Here is a 23925-nt window from a genome sequence, read left to right as displayed (position 1 = left end):
AGTCCGGCGCGGTAGAAAGGACCCATGCCGGAGCCCGGGGCCCCCGTGGGGAGCATGGACGACGTCGACGCGGTGACGCACGCGGTGCTGACCGCCTCGCGGCTGCTGGTGGCGGTCGCCGCGCGGTCCCTCTCCGCGGTCGAGGAGCGGGTGACGCTTCCCCAGTTCCGGATGCTGGTCGTGCTGTCGGCGCGGGGCGCCACCAAGCTCGTCGTGCTCGCCGACCTGCTCCAGGTCGCGCCCTCCACGGCGATGCGCATGGTGGACCGGCTCATCGCGGCCGGACTCGCCGACCGGCAGACCAACCCGGACAACCGGCGCGAGACGCTTCTGCGGCTCACGGACGAGGGCCGGCGCACCGTCGCGGACGTCACCGCCCGCCGCCGCGCCGAAATCGCCGGAATCGTCGCACGGCTCCCCCGTGAGCAGCGCGCGGAACTCGTGGGCGCCCTCACCGCCTTCAACGAGGCGGGCGGGGAACCGCCCGCTCTCGTGGCGGAAGACCTGGAGCCGCATCCGCTCGGCTGGGAGGACGCCGCGCCGACGCGGCACGCGTGACCCGGGGTCAGCCCCTGTCCGCAGGCGCCCCGCTGCGGGATCGTCGCGCGGCTGCTGCGCGAGTAACGGGCGGAACTGGTCGGTGGGTTATCCGGGTGCTACGGGGCGGCTGGAAATGCGCCGGTCCCTGTCTGCCCCGGTGGGCAGGCGGCGCGGTTGGCTTGGGGCCGCACCGCGCGGCCTGCGCGTGAGCGTCGGTCAGCCTGCCTGTCCGCCGGCGCTCGCCGAGGGGGTGGGCGTGGGGTTGTGGGATCGTCGCGCGGCTGCTGCGCGAGTAACGGGCTGAACTGGTCGGTGGGTTATCCGGATTCTTCTACGGGGCGGCCCGGAAATCCGTCGGTCCCTGCCTGCCCCGGTGGGCAGGCGGCGCGGTTGGCTTGGGGCCGCACCGCGCGGCCTGCGCGTGAGCGTCGGTCAGCCTGCCTGTCCGGTCGCGCCCGCCGACGGGGTGGGCGTGGGGTTGCGGGTGTTGATGTTGAGGTCGGGGCGCGGGGTGAGGACGACGACCGGGGCGCCGGCCTGGGGCGGGGGCGGTGTGAGCTGGTCCGCGGGGAGCTTCGGCGGGGTGGTCTGCTGGAAGTTGACCTGCTCCTGATTGACCAGGCCGGTCTTCTCGAGCACGGTCATGTGGTCGAGAACGGTGTCGTTGGCCAGGTCGGCGAGCTCGCGGACCAGGCTGTTCCTGGTGTTGGCGCGGATCTTGGCGATGGTCGAGAAGATCGAGCCGTGGGTCACGCGCATGATGCCGACCGCGGTGGAGTCGAACTCCTTGCCCTGGCTGCTGCTCACCGTCGCCACGAACTGCTGCTGCTGCGGGCTCGCCTGGTTCGGCAGGGTGATGCCGAGCTCGGGCGCGACCTTGCGGCACAGGTCGTCGAGGCCGGCGTGACCGACGATCAGGTGCGCACCGGCCTCCTTCATCGCCGGTGTCGTGCCCCGCTGCATGACGATCTCCCCGAGCGGGTACTCCCAGAGCCCCGCCGCGCGCACCTTCACCACGAAGTCCCGGTCCGCCTCGGTGAGCGGTCCGTAACGGGTGTTGGCGATGATGCGGTCCTGGGAACTGGACGTTGTCTGCACCCCGAGCATGGCGGGGTAGGCGAGGGCGGTGAGGGTCAGACCCAGTGCACCGACCACCACGACGGTTCCCACCTTGTTGCGCGAGAAGATGGGCATGCGGCCTCCTGTGCGAACGGCGTGTACGCCAGGAGGTACGGACGAGACGGGCCGATCCATCATTGCGCAGGGTAATTTTTGCACCCTGCTTTGTGTTGTGCGTCACAGGGAATGCCGTTCTCGCACGTCGGAGGGGTTGAGGCCGCGTACGCGGTAATCTCGGCAACGTGGACGATCCCGCACTGCCCGGCCCGGTGGACACGCTCGTGGCGCTCGGTGCGCGTTTCCGTCTGCACGAGCACCCCGGCGCGGTCGAACCCCGGGACGTGTGCGCCGCGTTGGGTGTTCCGCTGGAGCGGACCGTGAAGACCCTGGCCTTCGTCACACCCGAGGACCGCCTCGTCCTGGCCGCACTCCCGGGTCACGCCCGGCTGCGCTACGGCCCGTTGGCGAGGGCAGCCGGAATCCGCCGCACCGACCTCTCTCCGGCGGACGCCGGCCGGCTGGCGAGGATCGGCATGCGACCCGGCGGCATCTGCCCCGTCTCCGCGGACCCGACGGCCGTGGTCGTCTTCGACGACAGCGTGCCCGAACTGGGCCGCATCCACTGCGGCAGCGGCCACCCCGACCTCACCGTCGAGATGGACGCGGCAGACCTGATGGCCGTACTCCCGTCGGCCAGAACCGCCCCGATCGCCGCTGCCCCACCGGACGAGCCGGCATGACCGTCCGTCCGGCCGTGTCTGCGGACGCGGACGACGTCCACCGCCTCCTCAGCGCCTTCGTGACCAGTCATCGCCCCGACCGTGCGGTCTTCGACGAGGTGACGTTCCCGCACGTCCTGCGGGCGGCGGCGGAGGGCAGGGCCGAGTTCCTGGTCGCCGAGCGCGAGTCGCGCGTGGCTGGATACGTACTCGCGGTGCGTATGCCCACTCTCTTCGCGGGCGGGACGGTCCTGGAACTGCTCGAACTCACCGTGGACGCGCACCTGCGCGGCCAGGGCACGGGCACGGCACTCGTCCGGGCCTGCCAGGCCAGGGCCCTGGCGGCGCGTGATGTGGAGGTCACCGTCCCGACCCGCAGGGCGGCCGCCTTCTACCGCCGTCTCGGCTTCCAGGAGACCGCCGTCCACCTCAAGTGGGCCAAGGAACACCGCACGGACCTATCCGGAACGCGCCCACCCAGTTGAATTCCCGCTCAACAGGCAACCCCCACACCCCTTTCACCTGTCTCACGGGGTGCTCACAGACCGGTCCCGGGGCGCGTGGGGTGCGTCCGCAGCGTGGGGCGGTCGTGGGCTGTCCAGTCCGATGCCACTGACCATGGCACTCGCAGACGAGGAACCGATGACCAGTCAGTTACACCGCATGACCAGCCAGTTGCGCCGGGACAGAACCAAACGCTCGGTGCTGGCCGCCACCGCCGTGCTCACCGTCGTCGTCGCCGGAGCAGGGGCCGCTCCGGGGGCCGGAGCCGCGCCGGCGAGCCCGGCCGGAACGCCCAAGCTCAAGCTGATCGCCGCGTCGAACTCGGTGACGCTCGACCGCTGGGAGGGGGAGCCCGGGGTCTTCCTGGACCTCGGCACGTACGTCACTGTCGACAACGGGCCGCTCGAGCTCAAGGTGACCCGGAAGTCGTACAAGGACCCCGTCGTCGCCCAGCAGATCATCCGCAACGGAAGCCGTACGCAGACGAAGTCACTGCCCGCCGGCCTGGTGAAGGACTTCTCCGGCCTGCCCGGCTTCCTCGAGGTGTCGATCAAGAACGCGTCCGGTCAGGAGGTGTCGAAGACCAGCGGGACCTTCTGCCCGAACAACGCCTCCGGGCGTCTTCGTCCGGACGCCCCGGCCACCTCGCACTACCCGGAGAGCTGCTCCACCAACCCGTTCACGCTGGGCTCGGTGTGGGGCGTCGAGAAGGGGTGGGCGGCCAACTCCAGCACCGTCGACTACGACAAGCCCGTGGACCTGCCGGCCGGCGACTACACCGCCAAGGTCGGCGTCGCCAAGAAGTACCGCGACCTGTTCGGCATCCCCGACGACCGGCCGACCATCAAGGTGACGGTACGTCAGATCGCCGACGGGGGTGGTGGCGTGGGGCTGACCGCCTCCCACTCCGCCCACCACGCCGGCGGACACGCTCCGCACGCCGCCGGCCACTACGGCCCGCGCGGTGCCGACGCCCCCACCCCGCCCGCCCTCTCCCACGCTCTCGAGGACCGCGGCCTGGCCCACCACCTCGGCGACGGGACCGGGCACACCGACGGCTCCCGCATCGCGCCCGCGCTGCGGCCGAACTCCAAGCGGCCCGCCGGCCGCGCGGGTGTCCCGGCCAACGTGCCCAAGCCCGACCTGCGTTCGCTGCCGGCCTGGGGAATCGCCATCACCGACGGCGAGGAAGGGGACGTCCCGGGCAAGGACTACCTCGCCTTCAGCGCCAACGTCTGGAACGCGGGCCCGGCTCCGCTCGTCGTGGACGGCTTCCGCAGTCCCGGCAAGGACAAGATGGACGCGTACCAGTACTTCTACGACGCGAAGGGCAAGCAGGTCGGCTACACCCCCTCCGGCACCATGGAGTGGGACCCGCGGTCGGGCCACGAGCACTGGCACTTCACGGACTTCGCCAGCTACCGGCTGCTGAGCGAGGACAAGACCAAGGAGGTGCGCAGCGGCAAGGAGGCGTTCTGCCTGGCCAACACCGACGCCATCGACTACACGGTGAAGAACGCCAACTGGCACCCGTACAACACCGATCTGTCGACGGCGTGCGGGCAGCAGAACTCGATCTCCGTGCGTGAGGTCCTCGACGTCGGCTCCGGCGACACGTACACGCAGTACCGTCCCGGCCAGTCCTTCGAGATCACCGACCTGCCCAACGGCACGTACTACATCGAGGTCCGCGCCAACCCGGCGAAGCGCCTGCAGGAGACCAACCTGAACAACAACGTCGCCCTGCGCAAGGTGATCCTGGGAGGCACCCCGGGCGCCCGCACGGTGACCGTCCCGCCGTACGACCTGATCAACGCTCCGTAGGCATCCGGCCCTGGTCCTGTGTCCAGACGAACAGGGCCAGGGCTGTGCCTCGGCGCTCGCATCTCCGAGTGACGCGAGTCCGACACCCTCACCACGGTCACGGTGGCCGTGCGACCGATCCGCCGCACACGGCCCGAGGGCCCGGCCGAAAGCCCCAGCCACGGGCAGTCGTGCCCGGGGGACGCGGGCGGGGCACCCGTCAACGCCGGGTTGCGCGACCCACCCCGCGCCGGCCGCAGCACCGGGCGCCTCCGGGCCGGCGGGAGGCGGTGTCGTCGTTCGGTCGGCGGGGAGCAGGGACTGGGCCAGCGGGCCGGCAGCGGAACGCCGTCAGTCCCTCCGGTCCTCCAGCCGCGCCTCGGCGCCACCTCGGCGAGGATGGATTCCGGACGCGTCGAACGTCGGCCGGCTGAAGGAGGCTCCCCATGCCTGAGCTGCCAGACGTCGAGGGATTCCGGAAGGTCCTCGAGTCCTGTGCGAAGGGCAGGGTCGTCCGACGCGTCCAGGTGCGCGACTCGGGCGTGCTGCACGAGGTGAGCGCGCGGCGGCTGCGCGAGGCGCTGGAGGGCCGGCGCTTCACCGAGCCCGAGCGGCACGGGAAGTGGCTGCTCGCCCGCACGGGTGGTCCCACCCTCATGCTGCACTTCGGCATGACCGGTCAACTGGTGTGCTGCCGTCCCGACTGCGCGGTCGAGCCCCACGACCGGGTCCTGTTCACCCTGAGCGGCGGCCGTCAGCTCCGCTTCCGCGACCAGCGCAAGCTGCAGGGTCTCTGGCTGGCCGACGACGACTCCGACGTCGAACGGATGCTGGCCCGCCAGGGCCCCGACGCGATGGCGGTGGACCGGAGGGAGTTCGAGGCCGCGCTCGTTTCACACCGCGGCAAGGTCAAGACCGTCCTCACCGACCAGCACGTCCTCGCCGGACTGGGCAATCTGCTCGCCGACGAGATCCTGTGGCGCGCGAGGCTGCGCCCCAGCAGCCGGGCGAGCGATCTGAGCGAGGCCGAACGCCGTCGCCTGTACACACAGATGCGCCGCACCCTGCGTTCCGCGGTCAGCGCCGGCTGCGTCCCTCCGCGCGACTCCTGGATCACCGGCCGCCGCGACGACCCCGTCCCGATCTGCCCGCGCTGTGGCCACTCCCTGAGCCGGTCCCGCATGGCAGGCCGTGGGACGGTGTGGTGCCCGCGGTGTCAGCCGGAGGGGTCCTGACGCTGTATAACCGGGACATGATCTATCACGTCGTGCCGAGCGTGGTCTGGAACGCCGGTTCAGGGCAGTCGTACGCACCCGCTTCCCTCGCGGAGGAGGGTTTCGTGCACTGTTCTCCCGACGAGGAGACCACGCTGGCCGTCGTCAACGCGTTCTACCGGGATGCGTCGAGGCCGCTGCTGGCGCTGCTGCTGGACGAGGACCGGCTCACCGCGAGGTGCGAATGGGAGGCGGCGATCCCCGCTCCCCCGCCCGGTGTCGCCGAGGGCACCCTGTTTCCGCACGTGTTCGGACCCATCGACCGCGACGCGGTCGAGCGGATCCTGGAAGTGCGGTGGGACGAGGAGGGCCGGGCCACGGGACTGAAGGCCGCCGGCTGACGCATCGCCTCGCCGCTCATGCCCTACGCCGGAGCCAGGACGGGCACCGTCGCCGCGCTCTTCGCACGCGCCCGCGCCGGCGCGGTTCCGGCGTCGCGGCGGGTGGCGAAGACGTACGACCGCAGGACCACGAAGCGGCAGATGCCGGCGAGACCGGAGGCGCCGAGGAAGACCATCTGCTCGGTCAGCAGCCCCGGTGACGGCTGCACCAGGTGCAGGCCGAACATCGCGGCGCAGGTCACCACGTAGGCGGCCGTCGCCGAGCCCGCGGACTGCCAGTGCTCGCGCCGGACGCCGGTCGTGGTCAGTACCCAGACCGTCACCTCGGAGACCACGGTGGACGTGGCCATGGCGAGTGCGGGCGGCCAGGCGATCGTCCTCACGCCGAGCTGAGCTCGGGCAGACGGCGCAGGAACGCGTCCACCAACTCGTACGCCCGCCGCCGGGAGTCGGCCCGAGGGCGAGGGTCCCGGCGAACGGGGGGTCGGGGTCCACCCCGTGCTCCAGGGCTGGCGGCGGCTGCCGGGATCGAGTCGGCTCCGAAGGGTCCTCCCAGGATCTCGGGGTGGATGTCGGTCGCGGCGCGGGTGCCGGGCCTGGCGTACTGGCGGGAGGGCCGCCGTCGTGATCCTGGCAGACGGATGACAAGCCCCGGCAACGTTCCGTCCCCCAGTGGTCAAAGGCCGGGCTCGCCACTGCCGTTGGCCGCTCGGCGTACCTCGTCGAGTGCCGCCGTACGCGGCCCGGTGGCCTCAGGCATCCATTCCCGCGGGGTACCGTAAAAAGGTGATATATGGCGCAACTCCGAAAGCACGCGGAGTGTGATGCCATGCCTCGACGACGTATCGCTTCGCCCAGCGGCAGCGGAGAGCTGCTGCGGACGCTCGATGATCTCACCGGCCGCATACTCGACCGGATCAAGTTCCAGCAGGCGCGCATCGAGCTCGCCAGCGCTCTGCAGCGCCAGGTTCTCGCCGCCGAGCTGCCGGTCCTGCCCTGTCTGCAGGCGGCGGGACGGTACGCCCCCGCGCGGACCGGGCTGGACATCGGGGGCGACTGGTACGACGGATTCCTCATGCCGGACGGCTCGGTGGGGTTCGTGATCGGAGACGTACAGGGCCACGACGTCGAGGCCGCGGCGCTCATGGGGCAGGTGCGCACCTAATGGCGCGGTAAGACGATGGGCTTCTCATGCCGAGCGTCTTGGGCGGGTCTGTATGTGGTGATCCGTAATCGCTCCTGAGGCCTGACCTCTCAAGACAGAGTCGGCCCCCACGTGCCTGCTCGCCCATGTGCAGCATCGCGGGGGTGGCGGGGCCGGTCCGCGCTCATGCCTTCGTCCCGCGCGGACCGGCACCGCCACCCCCGCTCGCACACAAGCAGCGGCATCGTTGGCTCTCGTGGTCCAAGCCGCCGCCAGGGAACACCTCTCACCGCTCGGCGAACGCCCCAGTTCCGCAGCTGACCGAGACCCCTGACGGCCGCTGGGATTGCGAACGGCTAATCGGATGACGGGCCCGTGAGCCCTGCCATTAGGGAGACGCGCAACCCCGCCACGGCGACCACCACACCACCGGCACCCACCCAAGGACACCCCTATGACCAGCGTGTTCTGCGGCATCGACTGGGCCACCGACCACCACGACATCGCACTGCTCGACGAGGCCGGCACCCTCCTGGACAAGCTCCGCATCGACGACACCCCAGCCGGCCTGAGCCAGCTCCTTCAGCTGCTGGCCCAACACGGCGACAGCCCAGACAACCCGATCCCCGTCGCCATCGAGACCTCTCACGGCCTCCTGGTCGCCTGCTTACGCACCACCAGCAGACCCATCTACGTGATCAACCCGCTCACCGCCGCCCGCTACCGCGACCGCTACGCCCTCAGCCGCAAGAAGTCCGACCACCTCGACGCCAAGGTCCTGGCCCACATCCTGCGCACCGACCCCGCAGAACACCGCCCTCTGCCCGCAGACAGCCACCTTGCCCAGGCCGTCGCCGTCCTGGCCCGAGCCCAGCAGGACGCCGTCTGGGACCGCGTCCAGACCGGCAACCGCCTCCGCTCCCACCTGCGCCAGTACTTCCCCGGCTTCCTCACCGTCTTCAAGCACTTCCGCGAAGGCCTCGCCTCACCCGTCACCCGCACCCTGCTCGCCGCGGCCCCCACGCCCACCCAGGCCGCCCAGCTCACCCGCCCCCAACTGCGAGCCATCCTCAAAAAGGCCGGCCGCCAACGCGAGATCACCGGCGAAGTCGAACGCCTCCACACCTTGCTGCGCGAACCCCAGATGCAGCAACCGCCCCTGGTCGAGCAGGCCATGGGCACCAAAGCCCTTGCTCTGCTGCGGCAGTTCGACGCCGCCTGCACCAGCGCCGACGAGCTCGAAGCCGCCACCACAGCCGCCTTCACCACCCACCCAGACGCCGAAATCATCACCAGCTTCCCCGGCCTCGGCGCCCTCACCGGCGCCCGCATCCTGGCCGAACTCGGCGACGACCACACCCGTTTCCCCACCGCCCGCGCACTTAAGGCCTACGCCGGATCAGCCCCCATCACCAGATCCTCCGGACGCAAGACCACCGTCCTGGCCCGCCACATCAAGAACCAGCGCCTCGCCTCAGCCGGCTACATCTGGGCCTTCGCCGCCCTCACCGCATCCACCGGAGCCCGAGCCCACTACGACCGCCGCCGAGCGGCCGAAGAACGACACGTCGCAGCCCAACGCAACCTCTTCAACCGCCTACTCGGCTGCCTCCACCACTGCCTCACCCACCACATCCCCTACGACGAACAGACCGCCTTCCCCGACACGGCTTGACTGATCAACCGCATCGGATGTCTGTCTGCGCGCCGTCGCGACCGCCACCACCGACCCTGCGGAGGTCCTCGGGCGCACCAACGACCTGCTCGTCGGCATGGACTCCGGGCGCTTCGTGACCTGCTCTTTCCTGCGCTTCGACCCGGTCACGAGCGAGCTCGTCGACGCCCGGGCCGGGCACGTCCCCGCCGTCTGGGCCACGGACGACGGCCGCTGCGACGTCGTCCTGAACGAGGGCGGTCTGCCGCTGGGTATCCGCGCCGGTGAGAGCTACCCGTCGACCCGCCGCTCACTGACCGGGGTGGGCGCCTTCGTGCTGCTCACCGACGGCGTGGTGGAAGGCCCCGGCTACCCGATCGAGGAAGGGCTCAAGCGGGTGGCGGAGCTGGCCTGCGACGCCTGCCGCGCCGAGCCGGACGAGCTCGCCGCCCAGGTGATCAGGGTGGCGGATCTCACCGGCCACAGCGACGACGCCGCGGTCCTCGTCCTTCGCTACGGAGAGCTGCGGGAGCAGCCGCAGGCCGAGGGGTGAGCGGCGTGTACGGCCCCCACGACCCCGGTGCGGGACGTCCCGCCCCGTACGCCCGCCGGGGTGGACGGGCATGACCGCTGTGGCGCGCAGCGAACGGCTCCGGCGGTACGCCGCCGAGGGGCTGTGGCAGGCCGCCGTCGCTGCCGCCTACTACCTCAGCGCCGAGATCGGGCTGCAGCAGCAACTGGTGCGAGGGCAGGTCACGCCGTTCTGGCCACCCACCGGCATCGCCCTGGTCGTCCTGCTGCTGCGGGGCCCTCGCGTGTGGCCGGGTATCGCCCTCGGGGCGTTCCTGGTGAACGTGACGCTCGGGCCGTCGATCCTCGCCGTTCTCGCCATCGCGGTCGGCAACACGCTCGCCCCGCTCTTCGCCTACCTGCTCCTGCGCCGTGTGGGATTCCATACCGCGCTCGACCGGCTGCGGGACGCTCTCGCGCTGGTCTTCCTCGGGGCGCTGGCCGGAATGCTGATCAGCGCGACGGTGGGCGCCGGTGTCCTGGTGGCGTCCGGCGCGCTGGCCGGCGAGGATTTCTGGCCGACCTGGTCCGTGTGGTGGACGGGCGACGCGATGGGGGTCCTGATCGTCGCGCCCTTCCTGCTGGCCCTGCGCGGCGCCCGTTGGCCCCGTGACGCCCCGCCCCTGCGCTGGGCCGAGGCGGCGGCCCTGCCGGCCGGCACGGCAGTGGTCACCATCGGGGCCACGCACAGCTCGGTCAGCCTGCTCTTCCTCGTCGTCCCCTTCCTGATCTGGGCGGCCGTCCGTTTCCAGCTGGCAGGCGCCGCGCCCTGTGTGCTGATCGCGTCCGTGATCGCGATCGACGCGGGCGCCGACGGGGCGGGGCCGTTCTCCGGTCACGATCTCCTGGCCCAGATGGTCATCCTGCAGGCCTTCAACGGCACCGTGTCACTGACGGCCCTGCTGCTCTCGGCGGTCATCACCGAGCGGAACCACACCCTCCGGGAGATCGCGGAGGCCTGCGAGCGACTGACGGAGGCGCTGTCCCGGCTGGCACCGGACGAGACCCTCGACCACTGGCCACCCTCCCGCCCGGACGGACGCGATCACCGGGAGCGCCACCGGCCCTGAAAGCCGCACGCGCCGGCGAGGGGGCTCCGGGCGCCCTCGCCGGCGTCTGTACGGCCGTCCTTACAGTGTCACGACCTTGCCGCCGAAGGTGACGACGAGGTGGCCGTCCGATGCGAAGGACCAGCCCAGGGCGCCGGAGTACGAGGAGCACCGGGAACCGTTCGAGCCGGTCCAGAACTGGTTCGAGCTGTCGGCGTCACCGACGGTCTTGTCGTTCGACCCGCTGACGGCGAACCGGCACGAGGTGTTGTTCCGGAACACCGAAGTCCCCGCGTCCCAGGAGAAGCTGCGCTGGGTGTTGTCGACGCTGACGTTACTGGAGACCGTCATCGTGCCGGGGTTGCTGTTGTAGGTGAACCCGTGCTTGCCGTTGCGGTAGGCGATGCTGTGCTGGACGACGTGGTTGACCGCGATGTCGTCGCCGCCGAGCTTGTGGCCGTTGCGGTCGCCGTTGGCGTTCACCGTGCCGTCGCCGAGCGTGCCGTTGTTGTAGGACAGCGAGTACTCGATGGTCACCGGGCCGATCGCGCCCGTGTCCGTCTTGGTGTAGAGGCCCCAGCCGTCGTCGATGTTGTTGTGGGACACGGCGTAACGGAAGACGTTCCCGGTTCCGGTGGTCAGCTTCGCGGCGAAGCCGTCCGCGTCCTCGCCGTCGGAGGCGGCGTTGTCGTGCGATTCGGCGCTCAGGATCAGGTTGTCGGACGGCACAGCCGGCAGCCGGTAGCCCCGTCACCGTCTCCGTGACCGGCACGCCGGATCCGGCCACCACGGCCTCGGGGTCGGTCGCACCGGATCCTGCCGTCACCGACCTCGCGGAGCCGGCCCGCACCTTGGACGACCCGAGAGCGCGGCCGCCGCCGTGGAATCCGATACTGCGAACGACAATTGATCGTTGGGGTCCTCTGCCCGTCTTCACGCGGACGGGCACCTGGGCTCGAAACCACCACGCCCGGGTCACCGCTCGGCCACAGGATTTTCACAATCATGGTTCCTAGCCTCCGCTCCCGACGTGCCTTTGCGCCTGTAGGAAGGAGTCTCCATGGCTGGGACATGTGCCTCGTACGACCGGCGGAGCGAAGGGGTGGCCCCCGGCGGGCTGCTTGAGGCGGAAGCCCCGGCAGGTGTCCGCGGCGGGGGTGCCGGCCGGGCCGGCCGCGCGGAACACCCGGCTCGCCTGGGCGCTCCGGCAACACGGGGCGGAACCCGGGCACGGAGTATGAACCGAGGTCACCTCCTTGGCCAGTGGGGCCGGCGAGGCGGCGTCATTCCGGGCCCGGTCCATGCCTGAGGCATCGGGCCCCGGGTGTGGACCGCGGACGGGAGCCGTGCGGTTCCGTGTCCTCGGGCACCTGTCGGCCGATGTCGACGGCCTGATGCTGCCGCTCGGCCCTCACAAGCAGCAGTTGGTCCTCGCGATGCTGCTGTGCCGCCCGAACGCGTTGGTTTCCGTCGACCTGCTGACGGAGGCGGTGTGGGAGGGCGAACCGCCCAGAACCGCGCGCAAGAACCTGCAGATGTATGTCTCGGCGCTGCGCAAGCTCCTGGCCGAAGCGGGGGAAGTGGACCGGCTCGTCCACCAGTCGGGGGGCTATCTGCTCCGGCTGGCCGAGACCAACCTCGACTCCTTGCGGTTCCAGGCCCTGGCCCGGGCCGGGCGTGAGGCCGCCGCGAGCGGTGACTTCGAACCGGCTGCCCGGCTGCTCCAACAAGCACGAGAGCTCTGGGCCGGGGCGGCTCCGTTACCCGAGTTGAGCAGCTCGCAACCCATCAGGGCGGAGGCCGACCGCCTGGTCAGCCGTTACCTGACTGTCTGTGAGGACTGGGCCGAGGCCGCACTCGGGCTCGGGCATGCCCACGAGGTCGTCGAAGCCGTCGGTGACCTCGTGGAGCAGCATCCGATGCGGGAGCGGCTGAGGGCCGCTCAGATGACAGCCCTGCACCGGTCGGGACGCCGCACCGAGGCACTGGGGGCGTACGAGGGGCTGCGGCAGCATCTGTCGCGCGAGCTGGGACTGTCACCGAGCCCGGCGCTGGAGTCGCTGTACCACTCGATCCTGGCCGAGGAGACAACAGGAGTGGCCTTCCTGCCCGGCACCGGGCCGGCCCGCCGGAGCGAAACCGCTGAGTCGGGCAGGTCAGCCCTGCTGCCGCCGGACACTGCCGACTTCACCGGTCGCAAGGACCATGTGCGGGAACTGCGGGAGGCCCTCGCGAGCGGCAGTACGGTCGCTGTCACCGTCGGGCCGGTCGGCGCAGGGAAGACCGCGCTCGCCGTCCATGTCGCACACCGCCTGCGCAACGAGTTCCCCGGCGGGCAGATTTTCGTGCGGCTCCGCGAAAACAGCGGGAAGCCTCGGTCCCTCGCAGCGCTGACGGCCGAGCTGTGGTCGTCCGCCGGCCTGGCCGGGAGCAGGCCCGGGGATCCGGAGCGGGCCGCCGCGCTCTGGCGCGCCTGGCTGGCCGCGAACAAGGCTCTCCTGGTGCTCGACGACGCCCCCGACGAGTCCTGCGTCCGACTGCTGCTGCCGGGTACCGGGCCGAGCTCGGCCATCGTGACCGCCAGGACTCAGCTCGCCGGGCTCGCCCCGGCCGTACGGGTCGAGGTGCCGCCGTTGTCCACGACAGAGGCGCTGGAACTGCTCGGCCGGGTCATCGGCCTGGGCCGGATGCGGTTCGACCAGGCCGCCGCCGAGCGGATCGTCACGGCCTGCGGGATGCTGCCGCTGGCGGTCCGGGCCGCGGGCCTCAAACTCGCGGTGCTGCGGCACCTGCCGCTCGGCGAGTACGCGGCCCGGCTGGACGACCCCGCGACAGCACTGGACGAGCTCTCCGCGGGCGACATCGCGGTGCGACGCCATGTCGCCGACCAGTGGCGGCACTTGGACGCCTCCAGCCGCTCCGCCCTCCTCCGACTCGGACCGTTGTCCGCGCTGTTCACTCTGGACGAGGCCGCCACGGCGCTTCGCTGTGAGAAGAGGCTGGCACTGCGGACGGTAGAACGCCTGATCGAGCTGGGGGTGGTCGCTCTTCCCGCGGGCGAGATCGCCTCAGCCGACGCGCTGTATGCCGTGTCGTACCTGACCCGCCTCTACGCCGGCGAGATGGCGGTCCAGTCGGCGATGGCGGAGCGGGTGTAGCCGCTCGGCGGGGACGCGTGACCGACCCGGTCGCACGTCCCTCCGGGGAATGGCATGCCAGGCCAGCAGGCGGACGTGGCGGGTGAGCGCGACAGCCCGGCGCCGTCGGCCGGTCCGGAGGGCGGGCCGCCCCGTGCGAGCAGCGGACATGCCGGTTCTGAACCGTCGGCCGACCAGATCTGGACGCACCGTACGGACACTGATGGTCGTGAGCCCGGGGCCGATTACGTCGTCCTTCTCCACCTCGTGGGCAGCCCTGCTGGAAGACACGCGGCAGGAGCAAAGGCGGAACCGGTCGCCGCTGTGGCGCCTTGTCAAGGGAGGAACGTTGTTGGTAACGCGAGTTTTGCACACTCGCCGACGGAGGCGGCACCACGCGGTCGGCTTGTTGATGGCGGGGGTGACCGCGCTCGCCCTGCTCGCCTACTTGCCTCTGAGCCGCGCAGGTGCGACGGACGTGAAGCCGAGCGACACCGGTGTCAGGGTCGTCAAGAACATCACCTACCTCACGGACGAGTGTCCGCGCGAGGGTATGCAGGTCCAGCGTGCCGACGCGTATCTGCCGTCGCCGCCGCTGCAGAGTGCTGCGCCTGCGGTGATTCTCGTGCACGGCGGAGGCTTCGTGTCAGGAGTACGGAACTCTGAATGGTTCGTGAATACCGGGACGTATCTGGCGTCGAAGGGCTGGGCTGTCTTCTCCATCGACTACTGCATGCCGCCTCGCGGCACGGCCGGCTTTCCGGTCGAGGTGCAAAACGTCCAGGCCGCCCTCGAGTTCTTCACGGAGAACGCCTCTACCTACCGGGTCGATCCGAGCCGCATCGCGGTCTGGGGCGCATCCGCAGGGGCCACCCTCGCGACCCATGCGGCGGCGTTGACCGGCAAGGGGCAGGCTGAGGTCTCGGTCACGGCCGCGGTCGGATGGTCGGGCGCCTATGACTTCACCGACTTCACCGGTTCCAGCCCGGGGAACATCCTGACGTCCCTCAACTACCTCGGGTGCGACCCGAGAAGGACCCGGACCTGCATGGCCACTGCCGTGGACGCCTCCCCCGCATCCCACGTCGCCTCCACCACCCCGCCCATGATGCTGGCGAACTCGGTCGACGATCCGATCCCACTCAACCAGCTCAAGGTCATGGCAGCCGCCCTGGCAAAGGCCGATGTGGAGTCGAAGACGCTGGTGCTGCCGGGCGACCGACACGGTTTGGACTACAGCTCCGACGCGTTCTGCCCGACAGTCGCCTTCCTGGAGAAGTACCTCAGCCCGATCCCCGGCACCTGCACCGCGCCGTGAACCGGTGCGAGCCGCCCCTGTACCCGCGCGCTGCCCACGTTCGGCTGCCGCAGCGCTCGGTGTGCCCGAACCCGTGGCCATCCCTGTCTGGCAGCGTGGCCGGCCGTCGTGGCACATGTCCATGAAAGATCTGCATTCGGAATGAGGCCCGCACGGCGCTCGTTCCTCTGGAAGAAAGGAAGCACCCGATGACCAGTATCTCCGATCGGGTCAATGCCGTGACGCCGACGCTGTTCGGCGAGCTGACGACGGCGGGCAGAGCCCGTCACCTTTCGGATCTGACTCCCGTCATGGCCACTCCCGCGGCCTTCGCCGCCGGAGTGGCCGTCTCGGTGGCGGCCTACGGCGCCGGCTATGCCGTCGGTGCCCTTGGCAAGAACCAACCGAAGTGAAGCGGGTCCATGGCCCCGCCGCTGCGCGGCCGAACCAATCCCTCAACCATGACATGACGTCAGGAGCACTCGTGTCCGTTCTGACAGAACGCGTGAATGCCAGCAGCGAGCTGGCGGAGTTCCAGCTGAGGTCCGACCGGGCCCGGCAGATGGGTGAACTCGCGCCGGTCCTCGCGACCCCCGCCGCCGCCGTGGCCTTCGCCGCCGGAGTGGCCGTCGGCGTTCAGGTCACCGGGGCGTTCGGGGCCGGTCTCGGCGCCGCAGGCAGGAACCAGCCGCACTAGCGCGTCAGGGGAGGGCGTACCGGGCCTGCACCCGTGCGCCCTCCCCGTGTTGCTCAGAAGAGGGAGTTCTCCCTCTGCGCGATCTCCACACCATCGTCTATCGAGCAGGTCAGATGAGTGCTATTCAGGACCTTGGCTACGGACGCCAGTTCGCCGACTTCTACCATCGGATATTCCCGCCGGGGGACGACACGGCGAAATGGCTCGCCGGTCTCCGTCCCGCAGACGGGACGGCGGCGCTGGAACTCGGCGTCGGAACGGGACGCATCGCCCTGCCGTTGGCGGATCAGGCCGGTGAGGTGGTGGGTGTCGATTCCTCCTTGGAGATGCTGGGGGTGCTGCGTGGCACCCTGGCCCGTGAGCCGCGTCCGGTCACCGCTGTGCACGGTGACATCCGGACCTACCGGAGCGATCGCAGGCACGGGCTGGTCTTCTGCGTGTGCGGAACGCTGTCGATGCTGCTCGATCCGGCGGAGCAGCAGCGGGTGCTGGAGACCTGCGCACTGGCTCTCGCACCCGGCGGCGCGGTGGTCATCGAGACGCACAATCCGGCCTTCGTGGAGGCGATGCACGAGGGACGCCTGCGTGACACGTTCTTCATCCCCTGCGGGGAGGACGCCGGTCTGCAGTCGTATTCCGCCATCGACCCGGCCCAGCGGCTGTGGCACCTCTCGCATATCTGGCACGAGGGCGGCGGCACCCGCCTCGCGTCGGAGACCAGCCGGCTGACGACACCGGAAGAGATCGACGCGTACGCCGAGCGCGCCGGCCTGCGCCTGGAGGCGCGTTATGGGGACTGGCAAGGGTCGCCGTTCACCGGCGTCGAGCCGATGACGATCTGCGTGTACCGGAGCGCGGACAGGAGCGCTGACCCGGGTCCCGACGAGCGGGCCGGTTCCACGGCCTCGGGCTGGGAGTGGTGAGGACGCCGCGATGGCAAGCACTTCACTGAACACCGAGGTCTCGGACGGGAAGACGATCTCGGACGAGCCGGAGCCGTACGCGGACCTCTCCGGCACTGTCGCGGCGTCGGGCGACGAGCTCTCCCTGCGGGAGACGCTCATGGCCTTTCGCGGGTATGTGCGCCCGCACTGGCGGGAGATCGCGGTGGCGAGCCTGCTGCTGGTGGGAGCGGGCGTGCTCGGCCTGCTCCAGCCACTCGTGGTGGAGGACGTCCTCACCGCGTACGCACAGGGCAACGAGGTGGCGCCGGGCCTGCTGAAGCTCGTCGCTCTGGTCCTGGCCGCAGCGGTGGCCCTGGCCGTCGGTGACTTCCTGCTGCTGCGTGCGGCCGAGCGCGTGGTGCTCGCCGGGCGCCGCGGGCTGGTGCGTCACATCCTGCGGCTGCCGATGAAGGCCATGCGAGGCCAGGCGCCGGGCGATCTGCTCGCCCGGACCGCGGGCGACACCTCGCTGCTGCGGCAGATCGTCACGCAGACACTGGTGCAGGCCCTCACCGGGGTGGTGATGATCGTCGGCACGCTGGTGATGATGGCGATCGTCGACGCCGTGCTGCTCGCCGTCACCGTCGGTGTGATCGTGCTCCTCGGAGCCGTGGTCGGCGTCATCCTGCCGCGGATCCGGCGTGCGGCGCTGCGGGCGCAGGAGTCGGTCGGGTTGATGGGCTCGGCCCTGGAGCGTGCGCTGAGTGCCTTCACCACGGTCAAGGCCTCCGGAGCGGAGGAGGTCGAGGCCGAACGCATCGACGCGGCGGCGCGGGACGCGTACGACGAGGGTGTCGTCCTCGCCCGCTGGGGCTCGGTGGCGGGTACCACCGCCGGGCTCGCGATGCAGGTGGCCTTTCTCGTCGTACTCGGCGTGGGCGGTGCCCGGGTCAGCAGCGGCGCCATCTCCGTCGCCACGCTCACGGCGTTCCTGCTGTACGTCCTCTATCTCGCGCAGCCGGTCATGTCGCTCACCGATGTCGGCACCTACTTCCAGGCCGCGCGGGCTGCCGTGCAACGCCTGGCCGAGGTCACCCGGCTGCCCATCGAGCCCGTCGACCCGGCCCCTTCACCGCTGCACACGACAGACGGGCGCCGCACGAGCGCAGGCGACCTGCGTTTCGAGGACGTCTCCTTCACCTATCCGGGACGCACCGATCCCGCACTGGACGGCTTCTCTCTCCGGATCCCGGCCGCCGGGCTCACGGCCCTGGTGGGCCCTTCCGGCGCCGGCAAGTCCACCGCGCTGAGCCTCATCGAGCGCTTCTACGACCCGGACCGGGGCCGCGTCCTCCTCGACGGGCGCGATCTGCGCGACTGGGACCTGAAGGACCTGCGGGCCGGCATCGGCTACGTCGAGCAGGACGCCCCGGTGATGGCGGGCACGCTGCGCGACAACCTCGCCTACGCCGCCCCCACCGCGACGGACGACGAGCTGCACGCGGCGCTGTCCACCACCCGCCTCCTGCCGCTGCTGGAACGCCTCGGCGGCGACCTCGACGCCACCATCGACCACCACGGCACCTCACTGTCCGGCGGCGAACGCCAGCGCATCGCCATCGCGCGGGCCCTGCTGCGCCGCCCACGCCTGCTCCTCCTCGACGAGGCGACCTCACAGCTCGACGCGGTGAACGAGGCGGCGCTGCGCGAGGTCGTCGAGGACCTGTCCACGCGGACCACGGTCGTGGTCGTCGCCCACCGGCTGTCGACCGTGCGCTCGGCCGACCGCATCGCCGTGCTCCAGGACGGCGGGCTGCGGTCCGTCGGCACGCACGACGCGCTGCTGCGCGACGACGCCCTGTACGCCGAACTCACCTCGCACCAGCTGCTCGGCTGAGAACCACGGCGGCCCGTGTCAGTTGCCGCATTCATGACCAGCGTCACCACCCACACCAACCGAGGAAGGGGGTCCGCATCGTGGCACGGTTGTCGAAACTGATGCGTGCCGTCCTGTCGCCGCCGTCCGTGAGCCGGGCCAAGGCCCTGTCACTCAGTGAGCGGCTGAGCGCCGTGACGCACCTCGCGTCGAGTCTGGAGTATCTGACGACCGACCGCGACCGGCGGCAGGGCGGGCTGAACAACTGGGAGGTCAACCGGGAGGCATTCTCGACGTGGTCGCCGCGGCTCGTCAAAGTGCTCGACTTCGCCGCCCGTCCAGGCGTCACCCGCGCGCTGCATGTCGCCCGGGTGGGTGCCGCGGCGGGGCTGTTGGCGCCGTCGCCCCGCCCGGTGCGTGTCGCAGCGAACGCCGTGCTGTCGGGTACCTCTCTGCTGCTGTACCCGATCAACCACTACGGCACCGACGGTTCCGACCAGGTGTCCTTCCTGGTCCAGTCGGTCACCACGGTCGCCCGGGCGGGTGAGCGGAACCCGCAGGTCGTGGACGCCTGCCTGTGGTTCGTCGCATTGCAGTCGACGTTGTCGTACGCCGTGTCCGGCTGGGTCAAGGTGGTCAGCCCGACCTGGCGCAGCGGCCGGGCGCTGCCCGGGGTGATGCGGACCCTGACCTATGGGGACCGGACCGCATGGGAACTGGCGCGCCGTCACCCGCGTGCCGCGCACGTGGTCTGCGCCGGTGTGCTGGCACTGGAGTGCGCGTTCCCGGTCGTGTTCCTCGCCAAGGGGCGGCCGGCTCCGCTGATGTTGGGTTCGGCTGCCGTCTTCCACCTCGCCAACGCCCGGGTGATGGGACTCGGCCGCTTCCTGTGGTCGTTCGTCTCCATGCACCCGGCCGTTCTGTACACCGCGGGTCCGCGCGAGCACACCGGGGCCGAGGGCCGGGTGGAGCGACGCGACGACGCCCTGCCGGTGCTGGCGCTGGGGATGCTGGCAGCCGGACTGGGCGCCCTCCAAGCGGAGAAGGTCCGCCAGAACCGCAGGGTGCTACGGGGCCGGGGCGACGAGCAGGAGTTCACGGCTTCATCCGGGAACACGATCTCCTACCGCCGCACCGGTCCGGACGGTGCGGCCGACGACGGCACACAGCCGGTCGTCATCCTGGAGAACGGACTCGTCGCCACCGCCGAGCACTGGGAGTGGATCGTCCGGGGGCTCTCGCAGCGGTTCCCCGTCGTGACCTACCACCGGGCGGGCTACGGCCGCAGCACCTACGCCGGGCGCGAGGGCGACGAGTACGGCCTCGACACCGCCGTGGACGATCTCGTCGACCTGATCAGGCACACGGCCGGCGACCGCCCGGTCGTTGTGGCCGGCCACTCCCTGGGCGGCTATCTGGCGCTGAGGGCGGCCGACAGGCTCCCGGACCAGATTCTCGGAGCCGGACTGCTCGACTCCAGTCATCCCGCCGAGCTCCAGCGCTCGTCCCGCCAGGCACGGGGCGCGGAGCTGTTCAGCAGCTCGCTCTCGAACATGACCACTTCGCTGAAGCTGGGCATGGGCGCACTGATGACCCACCCCGATTGGGTCGACCGGCTGCCCGGGGAAGTAAGGGAACTGCTGGTGGCGCAATACCGGGACCCGCGGATGTGGGTGGCCGGACGCCGCGAGTGGCGGGCCGTGCAGGAGGAGTTCACATCCTTCGACGGGACGATGCCGGACCCTGGCGTCCCCCTGCTCGTCATGACGGCCGGACACACCGCCTCCCAGGACCCGGTCCAGACCGAACTCCACGCCGAGCTCGCCGAATCGGCTCCGCATGCCGCGCACCACATCATCGACAACGCCGACCACGACTCCGTACTCACGAACAGGGACACGGCCGAGTACGTCGTCAAGCTGATGTCTGACTTCGTCGCGGACCTCGGCGAGGAAGCGGCGAGGACCGAGAAGAAAGGGGATTCCCATGGCCTCCGACCGAGTTGACGGCGGCGCCGTACGGACGGAGTCGCGTGGCGCCCTCACCCTGCTGCTCCTCGGCGGGCTCGCGGTGTGGCTCGGCGCGACCACCGCCGGCCAGCATCCGCACAGCACATTCGACCGTGTCCGCAACCGTGACAGGACCGGACTGCTCATACCGAACTGGAAGTTCTTCGCCCCCGAGCCCGCCCAGCACGACTTCCACGTACTGCACCGCGTGCTGACGGCGGACGGCATCCAGACCCCCTGGGAGGAGACCACGCGGATCACCCCCCGGGCCTGGAACCAGCTCCTGTGGTTCCCGCACCGCCGCCGCGAGAAGGCACTGTTCGACGTGTGCGCCGAACTGATCACGCTCATGAACAGGCCGGGCCTGGAGATCGTACGGTTCCCCGTGTACCGGGTGCTGCGGGACTTCGTGGCGCTGGCCGTGCGGGACGCGTGTGCTGGTCAAGAGTCACCGCCGCAGGGGTTTCAGTTCCTGATCGCCAGACATACCGGGCATGATCAGAGCCACGACCCGGACTATGTGTTCCTGTCCCCGTTCGTTCCCACGGGCCAGGCGTCATGAGCGGCGTGCGGGATGCGGAGGACACGCCGCAGGCACTGCCGGCATGGTTCCGGATCAGCGCCCGGGTCAGGGGGATCGCCACCCCAGTGGGTCCCGCGGTACTGATCAGCGGCGTGATGGGCCCCTCGGCACTGCCATCCGTGTTCACCCCGGCGCTGGCGTCCGGCCTGTGGCTGGCCGGATCCGCGGTGCTGGTACTGGGGCTGGCGCTGTCCTTCCTGCCGGCTGCACCGCGGGTCACGCCGCGCTCCCTGGGCGCGCCTGTCACCGGTCGCTGGTCTGCTGTCAACAGCCCAGGCACCAGGGTGCCGAGTCATCGCACGCATGCTTATGGCCAGACGTTCGCGATCGACTTGGTACACGAGCCCGAGAACGGTTCACGCCCGAAGTTCGGTGAAGCCCCTGGCTTCCGGCCGCCCGAGGATTTCCCCGCCTTCGGCCGCGAGCTGGTGGCGCCCTGCGACGGGCGGGTCGTGACAGTCCGGGACCGGGCAAAGGACCACCGCAGCCGTTCGACCCGGCAAGCGTTCGCCTACATGATCCTGGAAGGCATGGTCCGGGAACTCGCAGGCCCCCGGGGCGTACTCGGGAACCACATCATCCTGGACCTCGGCGACCACACCTACGCGGTCTTCGCGCACCTCCAACGCGGGTCGGCCATGGTCCGCCCCGGTCAACTGGTCCACCGCAGCCAGGTGATCGGCCGCTGCGGCAACTCCGGCAACTCCAGTGAGCCGCACCTGCACTTCCAGCTGATGGACCATCCCTCCCCACTCGTCGCCGCCGGGGTGCCGTTCGTGTTCTCCGATGTCAGCGTCGACGGCCGGGAGCCCGCTGGGGGTGTCCCCGCCGACGGCCAGACCATTGCGGCAACGGGCACATGAGCCGTGCAGCCAACGGCGAGGTGGATGCCGTCGTCGTCGGCGCCGGGCCGAACGGCCTGGCCGCGGCGATCGTCCTCGCCGGTGCCGGGCTGGAGGTCGAGGTGTACGAGGCCACGCCCACCATCGGTGGCGGCACCCGCACCGCCGAGCTGACCCTGCCCGGTTTCCGCCACGACGTGTGCTCTGCGGCCCACCCCATGGGCCTGGCCTCGCCCTTCTTCCGCGCCTTCGACCTCGCGGCGCACGGGGTGCGGATGCTGTGCCCCGCGGTGTCGTACGCCCACCCCCTCGACGAGGGCCGGGCGGGACTCGCCTGGCGGGACCTGGACCGCACGGTCGACGGACTCGGACAGGACGGACCGGCCTGGCGTTCGCTGCTCGGCCCGCTGGTTGATCGCTGGCAGGGGCTGACAGGCGCCGCCATGTCGGACTTGCGAAGCCTCCCGCCGGACCTCGGCACGGCGGCCCGTCTCGCACTGCGCGTCGTGGAGCAGGGCTCACCGCTGTGGGGGGCGCGCTTCCGCGGATCCGTCGCCCCGGCGCTGCTCACCGGAGTGAGCGCGCACGCCATCGCCCCGCCGCGCGCCCCCGTCCCGGCGGGTGTCGGACTGGTCCTGGCTGCCCTGGGACATGCCGTGGGCTGGCCGATCCCCCTCGGTGGCAGCCAGGCCATCGCGGACGCAATGGCCGCCGAACTGCGCCGCCGCGGCGGGCGGATCATCACCGGTCGGCACATCGACAGCCTCTCCGAGCTGCCACGCTCCCGCGCCGTCCTGCTGGATGTGACCCCGGCCGGACTGCTGCGCATCGCCGGGGACGCGCTCCCCGGCCGGTACGCCCGCCGCCTGCGGTCCTACCGGTACGGCGGGGCCGTCTGCAAGGTCGACTTCGCGCTTTCCGGGCCGGTGCCGTGGAGGGCGCACGGCTGCGAACTCGCGGGCACGCTGCACCTGGTGGGCAGCCGTGCAGAGGCCCTGGCCGCCGAACGCGAGGTCGCCGACGGCCGACACCCCGAGCGTCCCTACGTCCTCGCCGTCCAGCCCGGCGTCGTGGACCCGACCCGCGCACCGGTCGGCCGCCACACCCTGTACACCTACGCGCACGTTCCGCACGGCTCACCCCTGGACATGGGGGAGGCGGTGATCGCGCAGGTGGAACGGTTCGCGCCTGGCTTCCGCGAGCTCGTGCTCGCCCACCATGCCATCCCCGCCGCCGGGCTGCCGGACCACAACCGCAACTACGTCGGTGGCGACATCACAGGCGGCGCACTGTCCGCGTGGCAGACGGCAATGCGCCCGGCGCCGGGCAGGGACCCGTACGCCACCCCGCTCCCCGGCGTGTACCTGTGCTCGGCGTCGACCCCACCGGGCCCGGCCGTCCACGGAATGTGCGGACTGTACGCCGCGCGGCAGGCACTGCGCCAGCGCTTCGGTATCCCCACCGACCCGCTGGCACTGGTACGGGGCCCCTCCGCAGGACCCGTACACCGAAAGGCATCCGGCGCAGGGTCCGAGGTCCCGTGGGAGTAGTCGGTCGGTGAACCGCGCGGCTGCGACGCGTGCTGCGGGATGAAGGAACCGCTGTTCCCCGCTGTATGGAGTCCCGGACCCGCACCACACCCGGCAGTCAGCCCGCAAGCCAGGCCCCACCGCGGTACCGCTCGGACACTGTGCGCTCACCCCCGCTCACTCAAGCGCGCTACAACTCAGTACCTGGCCAACTGTTCCCACCCCAACGCGGCGGGCTACACGAAGGGCTACGCCGCGAAGCTCAAGGCCACCTGGAGCTGACCTCTGCCGTGACCATCCCTTGCCGTGCGATCCGTACTCGGTGAGGCGATGGTCTGGTTTGATGCGCTGTGT

General features: G+C 70.8%; 20 protein-coding genes and 3 pseudogenes. 20 read left to right on the top strand and 3 right to left on the bottom strand.

Annotated features, from left to right (window positions below; translation table 11 throughout):
- Positions 1 to 24 precede the first annotated feature (24 nt).
- A complete protein-coding gene (locus tag ABZO29_RS21820; protein ID WP_367321874.1) occupies positions 25 to 558 on the top strand; it encodes a MarR family winged helix-turn-helix transcriptional regulator in 534 nt (177 codons plus the stop codon).
- 414 nt (positions 559 to 972) lie between these two features.
- Here the strand turns inward: ABZO29_RS21820 and ABZO29_RS21815 are convergent, their stop codons facing one another.
- A complete protein-coding gene (locus ABZO29_RS21815; protein WP_367321873.1) occupies positions 973 to 1734 on the bottom strand; it encodes a DUF4142 domain-containing protein in 762 nt (253 codons plus the stop codon).
- Positions 1735 to 1901: 167 nt separating this feature from the next.
- Between ABZO29_RS21815 and ABZO29_RS21810 the strand changes: the two genes are divergently transcribed.
- The 5 genes from ABZO29_RS21810 (at position 1902) to ABZO29_RS21790 (ending at position 6300) form a co-directional block, all read left to right on the top strand.
- Entirely contained in the window at positions 1902 to 2399 is a 498-nt protein-coding gene (locus ABZO29_RS21810) for an aminoacyl-tRNA deacylase (RefSeq protein WP_367321872.1), read from the top strand.
- Positions 2396 to 2863, top strand: a complete 468-nt coding sequence (locus ABZO29_RS21805; RefSeq protein WP_367321871.1) for a GNAT family N-acetyltransferase — start codon at positions 2396 to 2398, stop codon at positions 2861 to 2863. The genes ABZO29_RS21810 and ABZO29_RS21805 overlap by 4 nt, the downstream gene beginning before the upstream one ends.
- Positions 2864 to 2996: 133 nt before the next feature.
- Positions 2997 to 4706, top strand: a complete 1710-nt coding sequence (locus ABZO29_RS21800) for a lysyl oxidase family protein (protein WP_367321870.1) — start codon at positions 2997 to 2999, stop codon at positions 4704 to 4706.
- 425 nt (positions 4707 to 5131) lie between these two features.
- Positions 5132 to 5920, top strand: a complete 789-nt coding sequence (locus ABZO29_RS21795) for an Fpg/Nei family DNA glycosylase (RefSeq protein ID WP_367321869.1) — start codon at positions 5132 to 5134, stop codon at positions 5918 to 5920.
- A 17-nt stretch (positions 5921 to 5937) separates the two neighbouring features.
- Entirely contained in the window at positions 5938 to 6300 is a 363-nt protein-coding gene (locus tag ABZO29_RS21790; protein WP_367321868.1) for a DUF952 domain-containing protein, read from the top strand.
- Positions 6301 to 6323: 23 nt separating this feature from the next.
- Here ABZO29_RS21790 and ABZO29_RS21785 read toward each other — a convergent pair whose 3' ends face one another.
- Complete coding sequence (locus ABZO29_RS21785; protein ID WP_367321867.1) at positions 6324 to 6683, bottom strand: hypothetical protein; 360 nt, start codon at positions 6681 to 6683, stop codon at positions 6324 to 6326.
- A 446-nt stretch (positions 6684 to 7129) separates the two neighbouring features.
- Between ABZO29_RS21785 and ABZO29_RS21780 the strand changes: the two are divergent.
- The 4 genes and pseudogenes from ABZO29_RS21780 to ABZO29_RS21765 all read left to right on the top strand — a co-directional run.
- Positions 7130 to 7459, top strand: a pseudogene (locus ABZO29_RS21780) (PP2C family protein-serine/threonine phosphatase); the annotation flags it as partial.
- A gap of 439 nt (positions 7460 to 7898) precedes the next feature.
- On the top strand, positions 7899 to 9119 hold the full coding sequence (locus tag ABZO29_RS21775) for an IS110 family transposase (protein ID WP_367321800.1): 1221 nt from the start codon (positions 7899 to 7901) through the stop codon (positions 9117 to 9119).
- Positions 9120 to 9138: 19 nt separating this feature from the next.
- A pseudogene (locus ABZO29_RS21770) lies at positions 9139 to 9651 on the top strand (PP2C family protein-serine/threonine phosphatase); the annotation flags it as partial.
- A 70-nt stretch (positions 9652 to 9721) separates the two neighbouring features.
- Positions 9722 to 10738, top strand: coding sequence for an MASE1 domain-containing protein (locus tag ABZO29_RS21765; protein ID WP_367321866.1), 1017 nt, complete (start codon positions 9722 to 9724; stop codon positions 10736 to 10738).
- 60 nt (positions 10739 to 10798) lie between these two features.
- Here the strand turns inward: ABZO29_RS21765 and ABZO29_RS21760 are convergent.
- Positions 10799 to 11443: pseudogene (locus ABZO29_RS21760) on the bottom strand (silent information regulator protein Sir2); the annotation flags it as partial.
- 620 nt (positions 11444 to 12063) lie between these two features.
- Between ABZO29_RS21760 and ABZO29_RS21755 the strand changes: the two are divergent.
- The 10 genes from ABZO29_RS21755 (at position 12064) to ABZO29_RS21710 (ending at position 23592) form a co-directional block, all read left to right on the top strand.
- Positions 12064 to 13875, top strand: a complete 1812-nt coding sequence (locus ABZO29_RS21755; protein ID WP_367321865.1) for a BTAD domain-containing putative transcriptional regulator — start codon at positions 12064 to 12066, stop codon at positions 13873 to 13875.
- Between the two features lie 208 nt (positions 13876 to 14083).
- Positions 14084 to 15172 (top strand): alpha/beta hydrolase fold domain-containing protein, encoded by a 1089-nt coding sequence (locus tag ABZO29_RS21750; RefSeq protein WP_367321864.1) that lies wholly within the window; start codon positions 14084 to 14086, stop codon positions 15170 to 15172.
- Between the two features lie 188 nt (positions 15173 to 15360).
- Positions 15361 to 15564, top strand: a complete 204-nt coding sequence (locus ABZO29_RS21745; protein ID WP_367321863.1) for a hypothetical protein — start codon at positions 15361 to 15363, stop codon at positions 15562 to 15564.
- A 71-nt stretch (positions 15565 to 15635) separates the two neighbouring features.
- A complete protein-coding gene (locus tag ABZO29_RS21740) occupies positions 15636 to 15848 on the top strand; it encodes a hypothetical protein (RefSeq protein ID WP_367321862.1) in 213 nt (70 codons plus the stop codon).
- A gap of 113 nt (positions 15849 to 15961) precedes the next feature.
- Positions 15962 to 16771: a class I SAM-dependent methyltransferase gene (locus ABZO29_RS21735; RefSeq protein WP_367321861.1), complete on the top strand. Its 810-nt coding sequence runs from the start codon at positions 15962 to 15964 to the stop codon at positions 16769 to 16771.
- 10 nt (positions 16772 to 16781) lie between these two features.
- Entirely contained in the window at positions 16782 to 18629 is a 1848-nt protein-coding gene (locus tag ABZO29_RS21730) for an ABC transporter ATP-binding protein (RefSeq protein WP_367321860.1), read from the top strand.
- A gap of 80 nt (positions 18630 to 18709) precedes the next feature.
- Positions 18710 to 20614 (top strand): alpha/beta fold hydrolase, encoded by a 1905-nt coding sequence (locus tag ABZO29_RS21725; RefSeq protein WP_367321859.1) that lies wholly within the window; start codon positions 18710 to 18712, stop codon positions 20612 to 20614.
- Positions 20595 to 21179 (top strand): hypothetical protein, encoded by a 585-nt coding sequence (locus ABZO29_RS21720; protein ID WP_367321858.1) that lies wholly within the window; start codon positions 20595 to 20597, stop codon positions 21177 to 21179. Before ABZO29_RS21725 ends, ABZO29_RS21720 begins: the two co-directional genes overlap by 20 nt.
- Positions 21176 to 22063, top strand: a complete 888-nt coding sequence (locus ABZO29_RS21715) for a M23 family metallopeptidase (RefSeq protein WP_367321857.1) — start codon at positions 21176 to 21178, stop codon at positions 22061 to 22063. Before ABZO29_RS21720 ends, ABZO29_RS21715 begins: the two co-directional genes overlap by 4 nt.
- Complete coding sequence (locus ABZO29_RS21710) at positions 22060 to 23592, top strand: phytoene desaturase family protein (RefSeq protein ID WP_367321856.1); 1533 nt, start codon at positions 22060 to 22062, stop codon at positions 23590 to 23592. Before ABZO29_RS21715 ends, ABZO29_RS21710 begins: the two co-directional genes overlap by 4 nt.
- Positions 23593 to 23925 lie beyond the last annotated feature (333 nt).

The sequence above is a fragment of the Streptomyces sp. HUAS ZL42 genome, from assembly GCF_040782645.1.
GTDB lineage: Bacteria > Actinomycetota > Actinomycetes > Streptomycetales > Streptomycetaceae > Streptomyces.
Note: the sequence above shows the minus strand (reverse complement) of the source record. Positions and strands in the feature narration are given on the sequence as shown.